The sequence below is a fragment of the Acidovorax sp. FW305-C-20-28 genome, assembly GCF_058783375.1.
In genome coordinates, this window is sequence record NZ_JBYSYM010000006.1 from 193,935 (window position 1) to 210,451 (window position 16,517).

The 16,517-nt window shown below is 67.7% G+C and carries 17 protein-coding genes; 3 read left to right on the forward strand and 14 right to left on the reverse strand.

Going from position 1 to position 16,517, the window contains the following annotated elements; genetic code table 11:
- Positions 1-30: 30 nt before the first annotated feature.
- The 11 genes from AC3WOH_RS09900 to AC3WOH_RS09950 all read right to left on the reverse strand — a co-directional run bounded on the left by AC3WOH_RS09900 (position 31) and on the right by AC3WOH_RS09950 (position 12,954).
- Positions 31-1,194: an ABC transporter substrate-binding protein gene (locus AC3WOH_RS09900; protein WP_492229185.1), complete on the reverse strand. Its 1,164-nt coding sequence runs from the start codon at positions 1,192-1,194 to the stop codon at positions 31-33.
- 68 nt (positions 1,195-1,262) lie between these two features.
- Positions 1,263-3,419: a D-(-)-3-hydroxybutyrate oligomer hydrolase gene (locus tag AC3WOH_RS09905; protein ID WP_492229186.1), complete on the reverse strand. Its 2,157-nt coding sequence runs from the start codon at positions 3,417-3,419 to the stop codon at positions 1,263-1,265.
- Between the two features lie 76 nt (positions 3,420-3,495).
- A complete protein-coding gene (locus tag AC3WOH_RS09910; RefSeq protein ID WP_492229187.1) occupies positions 3,496-4,569 on the reverse strand; it encodes a branched-chain amino acid ABC transporter permease in 1,074 nt (357 codons plus the stop codon).
- 16 nt (positions 4,570-4,585) lie between these two features.
- Positions 4,586-5,620, reverse strand: a complete 1,035-nt coding sequence (locus tag AC3WOH_RS09915) for a branched-chain amino acid ABC transporter permease (protein WP_492229188.1) — start codon at positions 5,618-5,620, stop codon at positions 4,586-4,588.
- Complete coding sequence (locus AC3WOH_RS09920) at positions 5,617-6,351, reverse strand: ABC transporter ATP-binding protein (protein ID WP_492229189.1); 735 nt, start codon at positions 6,349-6,351, stop codon at positions 5,617-5,619. The genes AC3WOH_RS09915 and AC3WOH_RS09920 overlap by 4 nt, the downstream gene beginning before the upstream one ends.
- A complete protein-coding gene (locus tag AC3WOH_RS09925; RefSeq protein ID WP_492229190.1) occupies positions 6,348-7,121 on the reverse strand; it encodes an ABC transporter ATP-binding protein in 774 nt (257 codons plus the stop codon). The genes AC3WOH_RS09920 and AC3WOH_RS09925 overlap by 4 nt, the downstream gene beginning before the upstream one ends.
- Positions 7,122-7,211: 90 nt before the next feature.
- Positions 7,212-8,693, reverse strand: a complete 1,482-nt coding sequence (locus AC3WOH_RS09930) for an extracellular catalytic domain type 2 short-chain-length polyhydroxyalkanoate depolymerase (protein WP_492229191.1) — start codon at positions 8,691-8,693, stop codon at positions 7,212-7,214.
- 162 nt (positions 8,694-8,855) lie between these two features.
- Positions 8,856-10,052, reverse strand: coding sequence for a substrate-binding domain-containing protein (locus AC3WOH_RS09935; protein WP_492229192.1), 1,197 nt, complete (start codon positions 10,050-10,052; stop codon positions 8,856-8,858).
- 152 nt (positions 10,053-10,204) lie between these two features.
- Entirely contained in the window at positions 10,205-11,722 is a 1,518-nt protein-coding gene (locus AC3WOH_RS09940) for a sigma-54 interaction domain-containing protein (protein ID WP_492229193.1), read from the reverse strand.
- 36 nt (positions 11,723-11,758) lie between these two features.
- Entirely contained in the window at positions 11,759-12,367 is a 609-nt protein-coding gene (locus AC3WOH_RS09945) for a DUF2325 domain-containing protein (protein WP_492229194.1), read from the reverse strand.
- Positions 12,368-12,588: 221 nt separating this feature from the next.
- Positions 12,589-12,954 carry a VOC family protein gene (locus AC3WOH_RS09950; protein WP_492229195.1) on the reverse strand — a complete coding sequence of 122 codons (366 nt, stop codon included), beginning with the start codon at positions 12,952-12,954 and terminating at the stop codon, positions 12,589-12,591.
- 298 nt (positions 12,955-13,252) lie between these two features.
- Here AC3WOH_RS09950 and AC3WOH_RS09955 point away from each other — a divergent pair, with 298 nt between their 5' ends.
- Positions 13,253-13,558, forward strand: coding sequence for a hypothetical protein (locus AC3WOH_RS09955; protein ID WP_492229196.1), 306 nt, complete (start codon positions 13,253-13,255; stop codon positions 13,556-13,558).
- Positions 13,559-13,605: 47 nt separating this feature from the next.
- Here the strand turns inward: AC3WOH_RS09955 and AC3WOH_RS09960 are convergent, their stop codons facing one another.
- Positions 13,606-14,250: a TetR/AcrR family transcriptional regulator gene (locus tag AC3WOH_RS09960; protein WP_492229197.1), complete on the reverse strand. Its 645-nt coding sequence runs from the start codon at positions 14,248-14,250 to the stop codon at positions 13,606-13,608.
- 81 nt (positions 14,251-14,331) lie between these two features.
- On the opposite strand from AC3WOH_RS09960, the gene AC3WOH_RS09965 reads away from it, so the two are divergent.
- Entirely contained in the window at positions 14,332-15,078 is a 747-nt protein-coding gene (locus tag AC3WOH_RS09965) for a DAPG hydrolase family protein (protein WP_492229198.1), read from the forward strand.
- Between the two features lie 21 nt (positions 15,079-15,099).
- On the opposite strand, the gene AC3WOH_RS09970 is transcribed toward AC3WOH_RS09965, so the two are convergent.
- Positions 15,100-15,510 (reverse strand): hypothetical protein, encoded by a 411-nt coding sequence (locus tag AC3WOH_RS09970; protein WP_492229199.1) that lies wholly within the window; start codon positions 15,508-15,510, stop codon positions 15,100-15,102.
- Complete coding sequence (locus AC3WOH_RS09975; protein WP_492229200.1) at positions 15,503-15,919, reverse strand: nuclear transport factor 2 family protein; 417 nt, start codon at positions 15,917-15,919, stop codon at positions 15,503-15,505. The genes AC3WOH_RS09970 and AC3WOH_RS09975 overlap by 8 nt, the downstream gene beginning before the upstream one ends.
- Positions 15,920-16,024: 105 nt before the next feature.
- Between AC3WOH_RS09975 and AC3WOH_RS09980 the strand changes: the two genes are divergently transcribed.
- Entirely contained in the window at positions 16,025-16,507 is a 483-nt protein-coding gene (locus AC3WOH_RS09980; RefSeq protein WP_492229201.1) for a MarR family winged helix-turn-helix transcriptional regulator, read from the forward strand.
- The last annotated feature ends 10 nt before the right edge of the window (positions 16,508-16,517 follow it).

The following is a 16,517-nucleotide window of genomic DNA, read 5'->3' on the forward strand; positions in this document are numbered from 1 at the left end:
GAAAGGAAGGCGGCATGGCGGCGTGCCAGGTCATTTCATGAGGCGCCCGTTGGCGCCGATGACGGTGACCTCGACATACCGCGAGCCGACACGGTTGGTGGGGGAATAGCCCAGGCTGATGCCGCCCAGGTCGTAGTTGTTCATCGATTCGAGGGCTTTGACCACCCTGGCGCGCGTGGGCCCGGGGCCGGCGCGGCGCAGCGCCTCGACCAGCACCTTGGCGCCCAGGAACTGCTCGAAGCTGGTGTAGCTGACCTCGGCCTCGGGCGCGTACTTCTTGAGCAGGGTCTGGTACTCGCGCACCACGGGCAATTGCGGGCGGAAGGGGTAGGGCACCACCTGGCTGATGCCCAGGCCGTGCGCGTTCTTCAGGCCCGCGAGCTTCACGAGTTCGGTGGGGTCCACCACCGAGATGTTGTACAGCTGCGCGCCGCCGCCCTGCTCGCGGTAGCGCTGGATGAAGGCAGCCGCAGGCTTGTTGATGGCGATCATGATCACGGCATGCACATCGGCGGCCTTGATAGCCTTGACGGCATCGTCCACCTTGTCGGTGTTGCGCTCGTAGCCGGCCGAGACGACGAGCTTGAGGTTGCGCCGCGCCAGCGCCGCCTCCACGCCCGCCAGGCCGGCCTTGCCGAAGCCGTCGTCCTGGTACATCACGGCCACGCGGTTCATGCCCAGCGTGGTGAGCTGCTGCACCATGTGCTCGGCCTCGTCGCCGTAGCCCGCGCGCACGTGGAAGATCCAGGGGTTGAACGGGCTGCGCAGCGACTCGCCCCCCGTGTAGGGCGCCACCAGCGCCGCCCCGCCCTGCTCCAGCACCCCATCGGCCAGCAGCTGGGTGATATTGGCCGTGCCGGCAAAGCCGTAGAGCGCCACCACCTCGGGCCGGGCCAGCATCTCGCGCGTGAGGCGCACGGTGTCGGGCACCTTGTAGCCGTCGTCCACCACCCACTGGCGGATGGTGGCGCCGTGCACGCCCCCTTGGGCGTTGATGGCGTCGAAATAGACCTTGCCGCCCAGCACCATCTGCGCGCCCGTGCTGGCCAGCACGCCCGACAGCGGTGCCACCTGGCCCACCACCAGCTCGGCGCCGCGCAGCTGCGCCGCCGCCGGCAGCGCCAACAGCCCCATCACCCCCAGCATCGCGAGCGCCGCGCCCATGCGGCGGCCCCATGTGATCCATGTGTTCATGTCCGTCCTTTGTGCCGCCAGGTGCGCCATGCGCCCGGCGGCTTTGTTGTGGTGGGTCGTCGTTCTTCTTATTCGGGGATGGCAATGGCTCCGGCTGCCGTCACGGCGATGGCGTTGCCCGCGGCAGGCACATCGGCCAGCGGCGGCACGTTGGCGGCGGTGATGGCCGGCGCGCTGCCCGGCGTGCCGCCGCGCGGCACGGTACGCACCACCTGGCTGGCGGGCAGCGCCTTGCCGCTGGCGAGGTTCTCGTACACGGCATCGAGCGCGCGGTTCAGGTACACATGCAGCGGCACATAGCGCGTGTCGTAGCCGGGCAGCACCGCGGGCAGGCCGATGAAGCTGTCGAAGTGCTGGGCGTTGGCCACTTCCACATAGCTGAGCTTGCTGGCCGCGCCCTCCACGCGCTTGTTGAGCGCGGTGTAGGGGCGCGAGGTGTGGCTCACGGGCAGCAACGCATCGGCGCGGCCATGCACGATGATGGCGGGCTTGCCGCGCAGGTTGCCATTGCGGCGCGTTTCATCGACACCGGCCTGCAGCTTGCGGGCCGCGGCATCACTGCCGGTGACCAGGTTGCGCAGGCACACCGCGCCCTCGGTGTTCCAGTCGAAGGCGCCGCTGTCGGCCAGCGACAGGAAGTCGCGCGCCGACCCCTGCTTGGCGCGGTTGTTGATGAGCTGCACGCCACCGGCCGGAGGCACACCGTTGCCCGTGGCGAACATGCCGGCCAGGGCCGTTGGGGGTGCCAGCGGCGTGACGGCACCGGCCGTCGTGGCGCCCGCATAGCTGAAGCCGCACAGGTGGTCCTGGACGCTGGCGCGCGAGAGCGAGTTGGCAAAGGTCACGGCCACTGCGGGCGCCACCTCGAAGGCGGCGAGCGAGGCGTGCAGGTCGTTGGACTCGGGCTCCCAGCCGTAGGCACGCAGCTTCTGCAGCGACTCCTCGGCCTGGCCCGCCGTGGTGTCGGCCGTGAGCAGGCCGCGCGCACGCAGGGCGGCACAGCGCCCCGGGGCGATGGGCAAGGCCGCGCCGGCAAAGCCGGCGGCAAAGGCCGCCGCATACGGGCTGGTGCTGACCGAGGGCGCAAGCGATGCGCAGGCCTGGTACAGATTCGCCTGGGTGGTGTAGTCGATCAGCGGGCGGCCCGTGACGGCGATCTGCGTGGCACCGCGCTGCACCGTGACACCGGGGTTGGCGGGCAGCTCGACCGCGGGCTCGGACACGGCCACGCCGCTGATCAGGCCCTGGGTATCGAGTTCGGCCGCAGCAATCGCCGCGCCGCCGCCGTTGGAGATGCTGGACGCGATGACGATGGCATTGGCCGGGGTGATGGTGCGGATGCGCTGGCCCGCGCTGGTGAGCGCGCCGTAGCGCTCATTGAGCACGTAGTAGCCGAACTCCACCGCCTGCAGCGTGGTCGTGCCCCAGTCCTTCTCGGCGTTCTGGCCCGAGTGCGCGTGCTTGAAGGCAAAACGGTTGGGCGTGGCGGCGTTGAAGGCCGCCAGCTGCGCGGGCGTGAGGTTGGCGTTGAAGGCCGCGGTCCTGCCGGCGACAGCCGCCGTGGTGCGCGTGCCGTCGATCAGCGGCACGGTGTCGTTCTGCAGGTCGTGCGGGGCGGCGCCCGTGCCCTTGTCCGAATAGGCCACGGCGCAGCCGCGCTTGAGGCCCCATTCGCCCGTGGAGATGCCGCCATACACGCCGCGCGAACCCGATGCGGTGGCCGTGATCATGCAGGGCCGTGCGGGGTTGAAGCTGTCGGGAACCTGCACCATCAGGGTCACGTTCTGGCGGCCGCTGCCGTCGTCGGCATAGGCGATGTACTCGGTGCCGGGCACCTTGCCCTCGCCCGTGGTCACACGGCCCTGGGCGTCCACGTTGGGGCCGTAGAGCGTGCCGTAACCACCGGCAGCCGTCATGTCCAGCAGGGCGCGGTAGTTGTTGTAGATGGCGGCGCGGCGCAGCTCGGCGCCCGTAGGTTTGGTCGCATCGGCGTAGGCCGGCGGCGTGGCCGAGGCCAGGCCGCTCGCGCCCAGTCCGGCCGTGAGCAGGTCGTTGCCGGTGCCGTCGTAGCGGGTCTCGGTGATGGGCCCCAGGTAGGCCGGGCGCACATTCGTGCCGCCGCCCGATCCGCTGTCACCGCCCCCGCCGCCACAGGCTGCGAGCACTGCGGCGGACACGGCCAGCATCGCGGTTCTTTGCGTTGTCTTTGCTTTCAGGCTTCTCATTGCGTTTGTCTCCGAGTTGTGTTTTTTGGAACTTCTGGAACGCAGCTTTACCCTGGCCGGCGTGCGAGCCCGACCCTCACGCCACCTTGCGCGCTGCTGCTGCGCGCAGGCGCCCCACCACACCGGTGGGGAAGTAGTAGACGGACAGGACGAACAGCACGCCCAGCCACAGCAGCCAGCGGTCGGGCGAGAGCAGCGCCGACAGCCAGGGCAGGCCCGAGGCGGCCTCGCTGCCAAGGCGCAGCAGGTCCTGCAGGTAGCTTTGCGCCACCAGGAACAGCACGGCACCGATGGCCGATCCGTAGATGGTGCCCATGCCGCCGATGACGACGATGAGCAGGCAGTCCATCATGATCTCGAAACTGAGCGAGGTGTCCGGTCCGTTGTAGCGCAGCCAGAGCGCGAGCATGGCACCCGCGCAGCAGGCGAACAGCGCCGACAGCACGCTGGACGTGGTGCGGTAGATCACCACGCGGTAGCCGATGGCCTCGGCGCGGAACTCGTTCTCGCGGATCGCCTGCAGCACGCGGCCGAAGGGCGAGTTCACGATGCGCAGCAGCGCCAGCACCAGCGCCACGGCCACGACGAACAGCAGGTAGTAGCACAGCAGCCGCCCGTCGATGGTCACGCCCAGGAAGGGCTCGTCGAAGGGCTCGAAGCTCGGCGACAGCACGCCGGGTACCTTGAAGGTCAGGCCATCTTCGCCGCCCGTGATGTCCGACAGCTGCGAGGCCAGCGTCTGGAACGCGGCCGCCACGGCCAGCGTGATCATGGCGAAGAAGATGGCGCGCACGCGCAGCGAGAACAGCCCCACCGCCAGCGACAGCAGCAGCGAGAGCACCAGCGCCCCACCCAGGCCCACGGCCAGCGCCGACCAGGTGGGCCCCATGCGCGTGGTGGCCACTGCGATGCCATAGGCCCCGATGCCGAAGAACATGGTGTGCGCGAAGCTCACGATGCCGGTGTAGCCCAGCAGCAGGTCGAAGCTGGCGACCAGCACCACGAAGATCAGCACCTTGGCCGCCACGGACAGCGCCTTGACGCCAGGGAACAGGAAGGGCGCGAACGCCAGGCCCAGGAAGATGGCCACGAGGATCGCCGCCAGCACCTTGCTGCGCGGGTAGTCGCCGGAGAGAAGTCGGTTCAGCATGTCTTTGGGCTCCTCTTCAACGGTTGGCCACTGGATAGACACCTTGCGGGCGCCAGAGCAGGATCGCCACCATGAGGGCAATGTTGGAGAACAGCGCCACCTTAGGCACCAGGAAGCCGGTGTAGTTGGCCATCAGCCCCACGAGCAGCGCGCCGATGAGGGCGCCGCCCGTGGACCCGAGGCCGCCGATGATGATCACGATGAAGATCAGCACGTTGACCTGCGCGCCCATCTGCGGCACCACGTTCTGCTGGTACAGGCCCCACATCACGCCACCCAGGCCGGCCAGGGCCGAGCCCACCACGAACACGCCGATGAACAGGCGGCGGATGCGGTAACCCAGCGACTCGACCATCTCGCGGTCTTGCACGCCGGCGCGGATCAACAGGCCCACCTTGGTGCGCGACAGCGTCCAGGCCAGCACGGCAAAGACCAGGAGGCCCACGGCCACCGCCACCAGGCGGTACTTCTCGATGGCGGCGTCGCCGATGAGCAGCGAGCCGCGCATGCCCTGGGGCAGCGGCAGCGGGATCTGCTGCGGGCCCCAGATGACCTTGATCAGCTCCTCGCCGATGATCATGCCGCCCATGGTGATGAGGATCTGCTTCAGGTGCTGGCCGTACACCGGCCGCACGATGAAGCGCTCGAACGCCAGGCCCACGGCACCCGCCACGGCCATGGCCACCAGCATGGCCGGCAGCACGGCGACCAGGTTGCGCCACAGCTGGTCGGAGCCCGTCCAGTCGCCCATGGCACCCAGCACGCTGGTGGCCACGAAGGCACCGAGCGCGATGAACACGCCATGGCCGAAGTTGAGCACGTCCATCAGGCCGAACACGAGCGTGAGGCCCGAGGCGATGATGAAGATGATCATGCCCATGGCCAGCCCCGCCACCGTGAGCGTGAGCCAGGTGCTGGGCGAGCCGATGAAGGGCAGCACCAGCAGCGCCAGCGCCGGCACCAGGGCCAGCGGCTTCCAGTCGAAGTCGCGCAGGAGGGACGTCCTGGCCGCGCTTGCCGCCGCCGTCGTCGTTGTCGTCGTGGTGCTCATAGTGCCAACCCCAGCAGCGATCGCTGCAATGCCTCGTCCTCGGCCAGTGCGGCCATGCTGCCCGCATGCACCACCTTGCCGTTGTCCATCACGGCCACGGTGTCGCCGAGCCGCTTGGCGAAATTAATGTTCTGCTCGACGAGCAGGATGGTCACGCCGCTCTTCTTGAGCTGGTCGAAGGCGTCGATCATGTTGTTGATGATGGCCGGCGCCAGGCCCTTGCTGGGCTCGTCCACGATGAGCAGGTCGCGCGGCTCCACGATGGCGCGGCTCACCGCCACCATCTGCTTTTGCCCGCCCGAGAGCTTGCCGGCCGGGTGGTTCCAGAACTTCTCCACCGCCGGGAAGAGCTTGAAGATCCATTCGAGCCGCGAGCTGTCCATCTGCGCCGCGTTCTTGGCGCCGCGCGCGGCCAGCAGCATGTTCTCCTTGACCGTGAGGTCGGCGAAGATGCCCATGTTCTCGGGCACGTACGCGATGTTCATGCCGGCGATCTGCGGCGTGTTCAGCGCCGTGATGTCCTTGCCACCGAAGTGGATGGTGCCCTGCGACGCATGCCACAGGCCCATGACGGTGCGCAGCGTGGTGGTTTTGCCCGCGCCGTTGCGGCCCAGCAGCATGGTGAGCTGGCCCTTGGGCACGGCAAGATCCACGCCGTGCAGGATGTGGTACGCCCCGATGTGGGTGTGCACACCCCGAAGTTCGAGCAGGTTGTTGGTGGCGTTGGTCATGCGGCAGCTTCCTTGGTCACACCCAGGTAGGCTTCCTGCACCACGGGCGAGGCGATCACCTCGGCGGGCACGCCGTCGGCCACCAGGGTGCCGTTGGTCAGCACGATGATGCGGTCGGCCAGCTCGCGCACCACGTCCATCTTGTGCTCCACCAGGAGGATGATCTTGGTCTTGTCCTTCTTCAGTTCGCGGATCAGGTTCAGGATCACGGGCGCCTCGTCATGGCTCATGCCGGCCGTGGGCTCGTCGAACATGTAGACCTGCGGCTCCAGCGCCATGAGCAGCGCCACCTCGAGCTTGCGCTGGTCGCCGTGCGGCAGGCTGGCCACGGGCGTGTCCTGCCGCTCCAGCATGGCCACGGCCTGCAGGATGGCGCGCGCACGCTCCGTCAGAGCGCGGTGGTCGCTCCAGATGCTCCACAGGTTCAGCCCCCGGCGGTGCTTGCCCTCCTGCGTGGCCTGCACGGCCAGGCGCACGTTCTCCAGCACGCTGAGGTTGGGGAACAGGTTGGTGAGCTGGAAGGCACGCCCCAGGCCCGCATGCGTGCGCGCCGAGACGGACTGGCCCGTGAGGTCCTGCCCACCCAGGGTGACGCTGCCCGCGCTGGCGCGCAGCTGCCCCGAGATGAGGTTGAAGTAGGTGGTCTTGCCCGCGCCGTTCGGGCCCACGATGGCGGTCAGCGTGCCCGGCTCGAAAGAGCAGGTCACGGCGTTGACCGCCACGTGGCCGCCGAAGCGGATGGTCAAGTCCTTGGTGGCCAAGGTGCTCATGGGTGGTGCGTCACTTTCACGGGTATCGTCTTTCAGGGTACCGGGCGCCCTGCCCTGTTTCCAGGCAGGGCCCCGGCGTTCAGCGCATTGTCATGGGCAGGTGCCGATGACGTAATAGTTCGGGCTCGTCTGCTTCAAAGTGGTGGTCACGAACACGTTCCACAGGCCCATGTTCTGGTTGGAGCCCTTGGCATAGGCATAGCCACCGGTCTGCGTGGCACGGCCGGCCTGCACATGGGCGTAGTTGGTGGCCGTGGTGCAGGTGGCGGTGCCGCCCGAACCCGCCAGCGTGGTGCCCGAGGCCGCGGCCGAGGTGGCGCCCTCGGCCCCGTTGGCGTCAGCGGCGCGCACCGTCCAGCTGTAGCTGGTGGATGCAGCCAGGCCGGTGTCGGTGTAGCTGGTGCTGCTCACCGGCAGGGCGTTGACCTTGTTGGCGTTGCGGTACACGTTGTAGCTGGCCGCACCCGAGACGGCACCCCAGCCCACCACCATGGAGCTGGCCGTGGCGCCCGAGGTGTTCACACCCGTGGGGGCCGGCAGCGCGGGATTCGTGGGCGGGTTGGTCGTGCCGCCGCCGCTGCTGATCTGGTCCACCATGGCCTTGATGGCCACCATCTGCGGGCCCGACTTCTTGGCGTAGTTGGCATTGTCGTAGCCCCACCAGTCGAAGCAGCTGTTGGTGGCTGCCGTGCTGGTCTGCGGGTAGAGCATCACGATGTTGTTCGTGTCGGCCCAGCGGTTGTAGCCGGTGTTGCGCACGTACTGCTGCTGCACATCGCTGATGTTCTGCTTGCAGCCGTGCAGCACCACGTGCAGGCGGCAGGTGGCGCTGCCGCCGGCCTGGCAGGCCTGCGGGATGTAGGCCCAGCCGGTGGTGGCCATGCCGTGGTTGGTGATGAACTGGCTCTGGTTGAACTCGATGTAGTTGCCCGTGGGCAGCGTGGCGTTGTTGCGCGCGCTCAGCGTGCCGTACAGGTGCTGCAGCATGGCGCCGGCCAGGTCGAAGTTGCAGTCGCTGATGTAGGGCGCGCCCTTGGTGGAGCAGCCGTTGCCGTAGTCATCGGTGACCATGGCGTGCTCGGCAGCGATGTCCTTCTTGTAGACCACGTTGGCAGCCGGCACGAAGCTGTTGTAGTAGGTGCGCAGCGCATCCATCACGCCGGGCTTGACCACGCTGTCGAGCGTGCCCGAAAACAGGTAGACCTTGGAGGCCTGCAGGTTGGCCACCGGATCGATCAGGCCCTGGCTGGCCCAGGTGTTGGTGGTGCTCACCAGCGTGCTGGTGGGAATGCCCGCAGGGCTGGCCATGCAGCGCCCGGTGGCGTTGACGATGGAGCCCTCGGCGCAGTAGAACGGCCCACCCGCGACCACGCCTGCGCCCTTGGCGAAGGTGGCCGAGTAGGCCACGTGCAGCTGCACGGCCATGAAGCCGCCGGCCGACAGGCCCGACACGGTGGTCTGCGTGGTGTCGATCTTGAGCGCGGGGAGGTTGACGGCAGCAGACGCGCCGCTTGCGACGCACAGTGCAAAAGCAGCTCCTGCTGCGGCCGCCCGGATGAAATTGAAAGCCATGTTGTCTTGTCTCCAAATAATTTTGAAAAAGTCTGACCCAGCCCCCGTGTAAATCCGGGGGTTCATGCATCAATTCACTGGAAAAAAAGGGGCGGCCGCCCCTGCGGGATGGATCCTCAGCGAGAGGGCGATTGCCCTTCCGCCAAGGCCACGCGAACCGGTTTATCGCTTGTTGCGAATCGGCACTTGCATCTCTTCAGGCTTGATCTCGCGCACCAGCTCGGGCACGCCCCAGGCGAAAGCCGGGTCCACCTTGATCTTGAAGTGGTACATGCTCTGCATGGCCTGGTGGTCTTCCTTGCGGAAGGTCATCTTGCCCTTGGGCGTCTCGAAGCTCATGCCCTCCATGGTCTTGATGAGCTTGTTGGTGTTGGTGTCGCCGTTCGTGGCCTTGAGGGCCGTGACCAGCGCCATGGCCGAGCTGAAGCCGCCCGCGGTGAAGAAGTCCGGCGGGGTCTTGAACTCCTTGTAGTGCGCGGCCACCATGGCCTCGTTCACCGGGTTCTTGGGGATGCCGAAGTAGTAGTAGGTGGCGCCTTCCATGCCGGGGAAGTTCTTGTAGCTGGCCATGGCCGGCAGGATGTTGCCGCCCGTGGCGATTTCGATGCCGTAGCGCTTCAAGTCCAGGTCGGCGATCTTGAAGGGGTTGCCGGCGCCGGCCCAGATGATGAAGATGACCTTGCGGCCAGGCACGTCCTTGAGCTTGTCGATCAGGCGCTGGGCACCGGCGGTGAAGTCGGTGGTGGTGGTGGGCAGGTACTCCTCGTGCACCAGCTTGGCGTTCTTGAGCGCGTCCTTGAAGGCCTTCACACCATCGCGGCCGAAGGCATAGTCCTGCGCCAGCGTGGCCACGGTCACGCCGGCCTTGTCGATGGCCACGGCGTTGGAGATGGCGTCCTGGCTGCTGTTGCGGCCGGTGCGGAAGATGTACTTGTTCCACTTGTCGCCGGTGATGGCGTCGGCCACGGCGGGCTCCACCAGCAGGATCTTCTTGTATTCCTCGGCCACGGGCAGCAGGGCCAGGGCCACGCCCGAGGAGGTGGGGCCGACGGCGATGTCGGCCTTGTCGTCCGAGTAGGCCGAGGCCAGCAGGCTCTTGCCCAGGTCGGGCTTGCCCTGGTCGTCCTTCTCGATGACGACGAGCTTCTTGCCATTGACGGTCATGCTGCCGCCGGTGGCGTAGTTCAGGCCCATCAGCAGGCCGGTCTGGGTCTGCTTGCCATAGGCCTCCAGCGGGCCGGTCTTGCTGTAGATGTGGGCGATGCGGATCTCGCCGGACTGGGCGAACGCGGGGGCGGAAAGCGTGGCGGCTGCGGTGACTGCAGCGGTGGCGAGGGCGACCAGGGTGCGACGGTGCATGGCGATGTCTCCTTGTAGTGATGCCTGAACAGTGCACAGTTCGTGCCAAGGCACAAACCGTTGATTTCTATGAAACTTTTGCTGACACCTCGAATGGTGTGTCCAATTTCAATACAACTATTTTGTCTGAATTTCAGACATTTGCCTGGAATTTATTCAGGGTTTTCCAGACGTCCATAAAGCGTGGCGCGCGAGATGCCCAGCTGCCGCGCCGTGGCCAGCTTGTTGCCGCCATGGGCCTTCATGGCGGCGGCGATGGCGCGGCGTTCGAGCTCGGCCACCTGCTCGGCCAGGGGGCGCAGGTAGCGCGATTCGTCCTCCGCCTCGGCCACCACCACGGCGCTCGTGTCCTGCACCGGCGCGGCGGGCTCCACACCGGCCTCGCGCAGGATGCGTTCGAGCTGCGCGGCATCGATGGACTGGCCCTCGCTGCGCATCACGGCCTGCTCGATCACGTTGCGCAACTCGCGGATATTGCCGCGCCAGGGCTGGCCCGCCAGCAGGGCCATGGCATCGGACAGCACCTCGGGCGGCGGCGTGCCATTGCGCAGCGCCAGGTCGTCGCCCAGCGATTCGACCAGCGCCGGGATGTCGCTGCGCCGCGCGCGCAGCGGCGGCACGCGCACGGGCAGCACGTGCAGACGGTAGAACAGGTCCTCGCGAAAGCGCCCTTCGCGCACCTGGGCCGCCAGGTCGCGCGAGGTGGCCGCGAGGATGCGCACATTGAACGGCACCAGCTTGTTCGAGCCCAGCGGCTCGATCTCGCCCTCCTGCAGCGCACGCAGCAGTTTGGCCTGCAGGCTCTGCGGCATGTCGCCGATCTCGTCGAGGAACAGCGTGCCGCCATCGGCCAGCTTGAACTTGCCGTCGCGCCCCTTGGCCGATGCGCCGGTGTAGGCGCCAGGCGCCACGCCGAAGAACTCGGCCTCCAGCAGCGTGTCGGGCACGGCCGCGATATTCACGCTCACGAAGGGGCCGCTGGCGCGGCTCGACGCGGCGTGGATGGCATGGGCCAGCAGCTCCTTGCCCGTGCCCGTCTCGCCCAGCAGCAATACCGGGCTGGTGGACTGCGCGGCGCGGCGCGCCTGGCGCTTGACCTCGGCCGCGGCCGGGCTCGATCCGATGAAGCTGGCAAAGGTGTACTTGGAGCGCCGCTCGCCATCGCCCGCCGCGGCCGCCACCAGGCTGCGCCGGCGCTGACTGGCCAGCTCGCGCCGCGCATCGTCCAGGTCGCGCTGCAGCAGCGCAAACTTGCTGATCAGCGGCTGCAAGGTGGTCTCGGGGTGGTCGAAGAGCACGATGCCGATGGCACCGATGACGCTGCCCCCATCGTCGCGCAGCGGAATGCGGCTGACCACGAAGGTACCGGCCTTGTTGGTCAGCAGGTCGATCAGCACCGGGTTGCCGGTCTCCAGCACGCGGCGCATGCCGGTGTTGGGGATCACCTCCTCGACCATGCGGCCCAGAAACTGGTCCAGCGACGAAAAGCCCAGGTCGGGCAGAAAGCGCTGGTAGCCTTCGTTCACCCAAACGATACGCCCACTCAGGTCCACCAGGAACATGCCCTGGCTGACACTGGAGAACAGGTGGAACATGGACCGCGCCGCCAGTTCCAGAATGCCCTGGGCATCCAGCGGCAGTGCGGGGGCGTCTTCGGTGAGCGGGGGCATGGGGCCGATGGTAGCAAGCCCGCCGCCCGCGGCGGGTCAATCCGCCGTGGACTCCACGGCCTGCACCCCGCTCACCGCACGCAGCCCACGCGCCATGCGCAGCACCACCACGGGCTGGGCCGCTTCAGCAGCTCCTGTGCCCAGCGGCTGGTCCACCAGGATGCAGGGCTTGCCCGTGCGGCGGCAGTGGTCCTGCACGCGCCAGTATTCGTCGTGGCTGATGCAGCCGGTCTGGCAGATCACGAGGTCGGCCGCGGCCAGGCTGGAGTCCAGCGCCGGCGATGCCGGGGCAGCGACCTCAGAGGCGGCCTGCGCCGGCGCCACGGTGGCCGCAGCCACGGCCTGCAGGCGCCAGCGCAGGCACTCGCGCGAGAGGCTGGCGATGCGCTCGACCAGGGTGGCGATGTGGCGTGCCATGTCGCGCCGGCGCTTCAGCCCCGGCTGCGCGGCCTGCAGTTGCTGCAGTTCGTCCTGCGCCATGGCCAGGCGCGTGTCGCGCAGCACCACGGCGCCACGCAGGCGCACCACCTCGGCCCTCAGCTGCTCCAATTCACCCGCCTGCCGGGCCAGCGCCTCGCTGCAACGCGTCTGCGCCTCGCCCAGTTGGCGGCACAGCACCAGGAACTCCTCGGACAGGGTATGCATGCACCATCCTCGATAATAAGAACGATTCGCATTCTATGGTATAATTCACCCGTCTGAGCAAGCTGCCTGGTGGGGGGCATCCCAGGGAGGCGAGTCCCTGGTGCCTGGCTTGCGAAGTTTGCTGGGCGGGCAAGGTCGGGGCGTACCCAGGACCATCCAAGTACGCCAGGGCCTGCCCGCCACCCCTGCAAACCATGGATTACAGCAATCGCCACACCACTCTACATGGCCGCACGCAGGGCGATGCAATTGCCGTCCAGGTCCTCGACTTCCGCGACCAACCCAAAGCTGCCCACCGCGGTCACCGGATAGAGCAGCACGCCCCCAGCATTGACGGCCCTGGACAGCGCGGCGTGGATGTCCGGCACACTGAAGTAGATGCGGACGCCGGAGCGGCCGGGCACATAGCTGTCGCCCTGGGCCAGCGCCCCGCTCGCACCGCGGGCATCATCGGACCAGGGAAAGAATGCCATCTCGTTGCCGTCCACCTGCGCATGCTCGAACTCGACGCCAAAGACAGCGCGGTAGAAACCGATGGCCCGAGCCATGTTCCGTACCGGGATTTCAAAATAGGACACTGGATTCATCGGGCCATTCCATCGGAATCGAAGAGGCAAGAGGTATCCCACGCATGCGATACCGCTGCAACGCTACTGACTGTAGCGCCCCGGTATACAGTGTGATGGACATGGCCACAGCAGACGGCGGCCAAGCCACTCCCGCTTTTGGGGGATGTACCGCCCCCACCGTCTTGCGTTTCAATGCACCCGACTCCTGCAAGGTGCACGCGCTCCGCCAGTCCGTCCATGGACAAGGGTCGCCCCTCGCTCCTCCAACCTGGCTTGTGTGCAGCCCATGCACCGAAGCCGCTGCCACACCCGATTCGTGATCACTGCCCTGTTTGAATTCACGCGAGCCAGCACACACCAGATTGCCCACAGCGTGACGGCATCGACCGACGCCTACGCGGTGCTGCTCAATTGGTCCATGGCCCGCGACCGTTCGTTCGATCTGGTGCTGGACCTTCCCCACCTTCTCGTGGCCGCCCTCACGTGGGACGAACAGCACGATGCCAGCTCCAGGGACGATCTCGACTTCTGGAGCCACCGGCTGGGAATCTCCGTCTCTTCCGCGCTGCGGATGTCTGTAGACTCTCAGCAAGAACCGACGGACCTCATCGCTCCCAACTAGCCGCCACGCCCCGCACGTGGCCGCCTGTGGACCCCGGCGGCGCGGCCTCATTCGCGCGCGGAGGACATGCCGGCAAAGAATACCTGCGCGATCGCGGTGATCTCCGCATCGTCGTCCAGTTCCAGCCCCGGGGCCAGCACCAGCCGCGAGACCAGGAAGCCGATATTGAGCGCCAGAAACCGCCGGACTGCCACTTCCGCCGCGATGTCACTGCGCAAGAGACCCTGCTGCTGCAAGCCGCCGAAAAGGGCCACCAGCGGCCCCCACACCGCCGGCTGCCACTGCGCGGCAAAGCGAGCGCGCAGCACCTCGTCGCGCACCAGCTCGATGAGCAGCAGGCGCGTGAGCTCGGGCGCGGCCTGCAGCGCCGCAAGCCGCGCGGCCAGCAGCGCCTGGTGCCAAGCCACCAGGTTGCCGCCATAGGCCGCAATCGCCTCGGTCAGACCGGCCAGCGAGGCCGGTGCCAAGTGCGGCAGCACCGCCTCGGCAATCACCGCCTGCGCCAACCCCTCTTTGGAGCCGAAGTGCTTGAACAGCGTGCGCTCGGTCGTCTGTGCATGGGCGGCCACCTGGCGCGTGGTTGTCCTGTCGATGCCCTGGGCACTGAACAGCTGCGCGGCAGCCCAAAGGATCTCGGCATGCAGGGCGTCGGAACGCGGGCGGCCGCGGGATGGCAATTCTGGCGAATTCATGCGTCAAGTATAGCAATCGCTTTACTTTTGACAATGCAATTAGTAAAGTGATTGCTATACCTATTTTTCGGAGCCCCAACCATGGCCCTTGCCCTGCCCACCGCCCGCTACCAGGCCCTGCCGCTGCCCGCGCAACTGCTCACGCCCCAGCCCCTGGCCGGTGTGCCGGCCTACCCTGTGGGCTTTCGCGGCGTGCCTGCGCCCCTGCGCCTGCCCTGGGCGCTCAAGCCCCTGGGCAGCGCCGCCAGCGGCATCGACACACTGGCCGATGGCCGCACGCGCTGCTGGATACGCCACGAGGTGGTGCGCGGCGTGACGCCGCGCATGCTGGCCTGGTGGTTCGCCCACCTGGAGGGCGATGTGGAAGTGGGGGGCGTGCGCATCGACCGCTACCGCGCCTGGCACCCCTACGACCATGTGCATGCCCGCTATGCGCGCCGCCTGCCCGACGGCAGCGTGGGCCCGGGCGCCGCCATCCACCTGCGCGAGATGCTGGGCGCCAACCCGGCCTACACCGTGGACGTGGTGACCGACATCGAAAAGCTCGACGAAGAAGGCTTCATCCACAACCCTGTGGTCCACGGCCTGCGCGGCCTGGCGCGCATGGAATACCGCTTCAAGGCCGTGGCCGAGGGCACGCAGTACGAGAATTGCCTGCTCTTTGGCGGGCAAGGCGCCATCGCGCGCCGGCTGCATCCCCTGCTCTCGCGCCTGGCGTTTCCCGGCGGCAAGGGCGCCGCCTGGCTGCGCCACAACATCGAGGAGGTGGGCCTGTTCGAGCATTTCCTGCCCGGCCTGTACCGGCAGGAGACGGGGCTGGATGCCTGAGCCCGGCCCCACCGCCGGGTGTCACCCCCGGGTGGTGCTGCGCGTGGCGGCAAACGCCAGCGCGAACAGCGCGGCGAGCAAAAGGTCAACCGCCCCCGCCAGGGCCACGGCCCCATCGGCCCGGCCCTGCAGGCAAAGCACCGCGGCCGGCACGCCGAAGGCCAGCTTCTCGGCCACGGCGGGCAGCATGAACAGGCGGTAGCGCACCACGTCGCTGGCGATCAACAGGAAAGCCAGCTGCCATGCCAGCGCCACGCCCACGAAGCCATGGTGGGTGAGCACGGCCACAGTACCGAGGGCCGGAAGCACCACGAAGTACTGGGGTAGCAGCGCGATCAGCCCGTAGACCCCCGCGCCCAGGAAAAGACGGCGAGCAAGGCGCCCCGCGCAGGCCCCGGGCGGTACCGCCGCGACCGCCAAGGCCTTACGCACCAGCGCCTTCATCGCCCTGCAGACGCCACATCTCGAACACCTGCTCGCGTGCGATCAGGCCACCCTGCATGGTGAAGTGGTGCACGATGCGCAGCGCCACGCGCGAACCGATGGGCAGGGGCGCGTTGTCCATGCCTGGCCCCACCAGATGCATGTGCACCAGCATGTCATCGACCACGCGGTGCTCGGTGGCAAAGCGGTCCAGCGGCGTGATGCGCACGTCGGCCATCGCGGGCCACATGGCCAGGTAGTTGGCCCGCACGGCCTCGCGCCCCTCAAAGCGCAGGCCGCGCCCGGGGATCTCCAGCACGATGTCGTCGGTGTACAGGCCGAGGATGGAGTCGACGTCGCGCGCCTCGCCCTGGATATGGCGGTCGACGATATCCAGGTTGTGTTCGATGGTGTTCATGGATTGCTTCAGGTTCATTCGAAGGGTGGGACTGGCATTCGCATTTAGACAGAATGTCTGTCAATAATAGACAGCTATTCTGTCTTTTGCAATACACTGCGTTCCATGACGAACCGATCCCTGACCGAAAGCAGCGCGAGCCTGGGCGCCCTGCTGCGCCAGCCCTACGAGCAGATGTCCACCTGGCTCTACGCCGAACTGGCCCGCCGTGGCCATGACGGCGTGCGCCCGGCCTACAGTGCGGTGTTGCGCAACCTGCCGGCCGGCGGCGCGCGCGTGAGCGAGCTGGCCGTGCGCGCCGGCATGGCCAAGCAGAGCATGGGCTACCTGGTGGAGCAGATGGCCGCAGCCGGCCTGGTGCAGGTGGTGCCGGATGCGCAGGACCGGCGCGCCAACACCGTGTGCCTCACGCCGCGCGGCCACGAGGTGGTGCAGTTGGCACTGGAACTGTCACGCCAGTACGAGGCGCATTTCGGCACCCTGTTGGGCGAGCGCAAGATGGCCCAGCTCAGGGCCCTGCTGGAAGAGCTGGCCACGCAGCTGGACACCGATGCCGGCCGCATGGGGCCCGGTGCCAAGCCGGCCTGAGTGCCCCGCT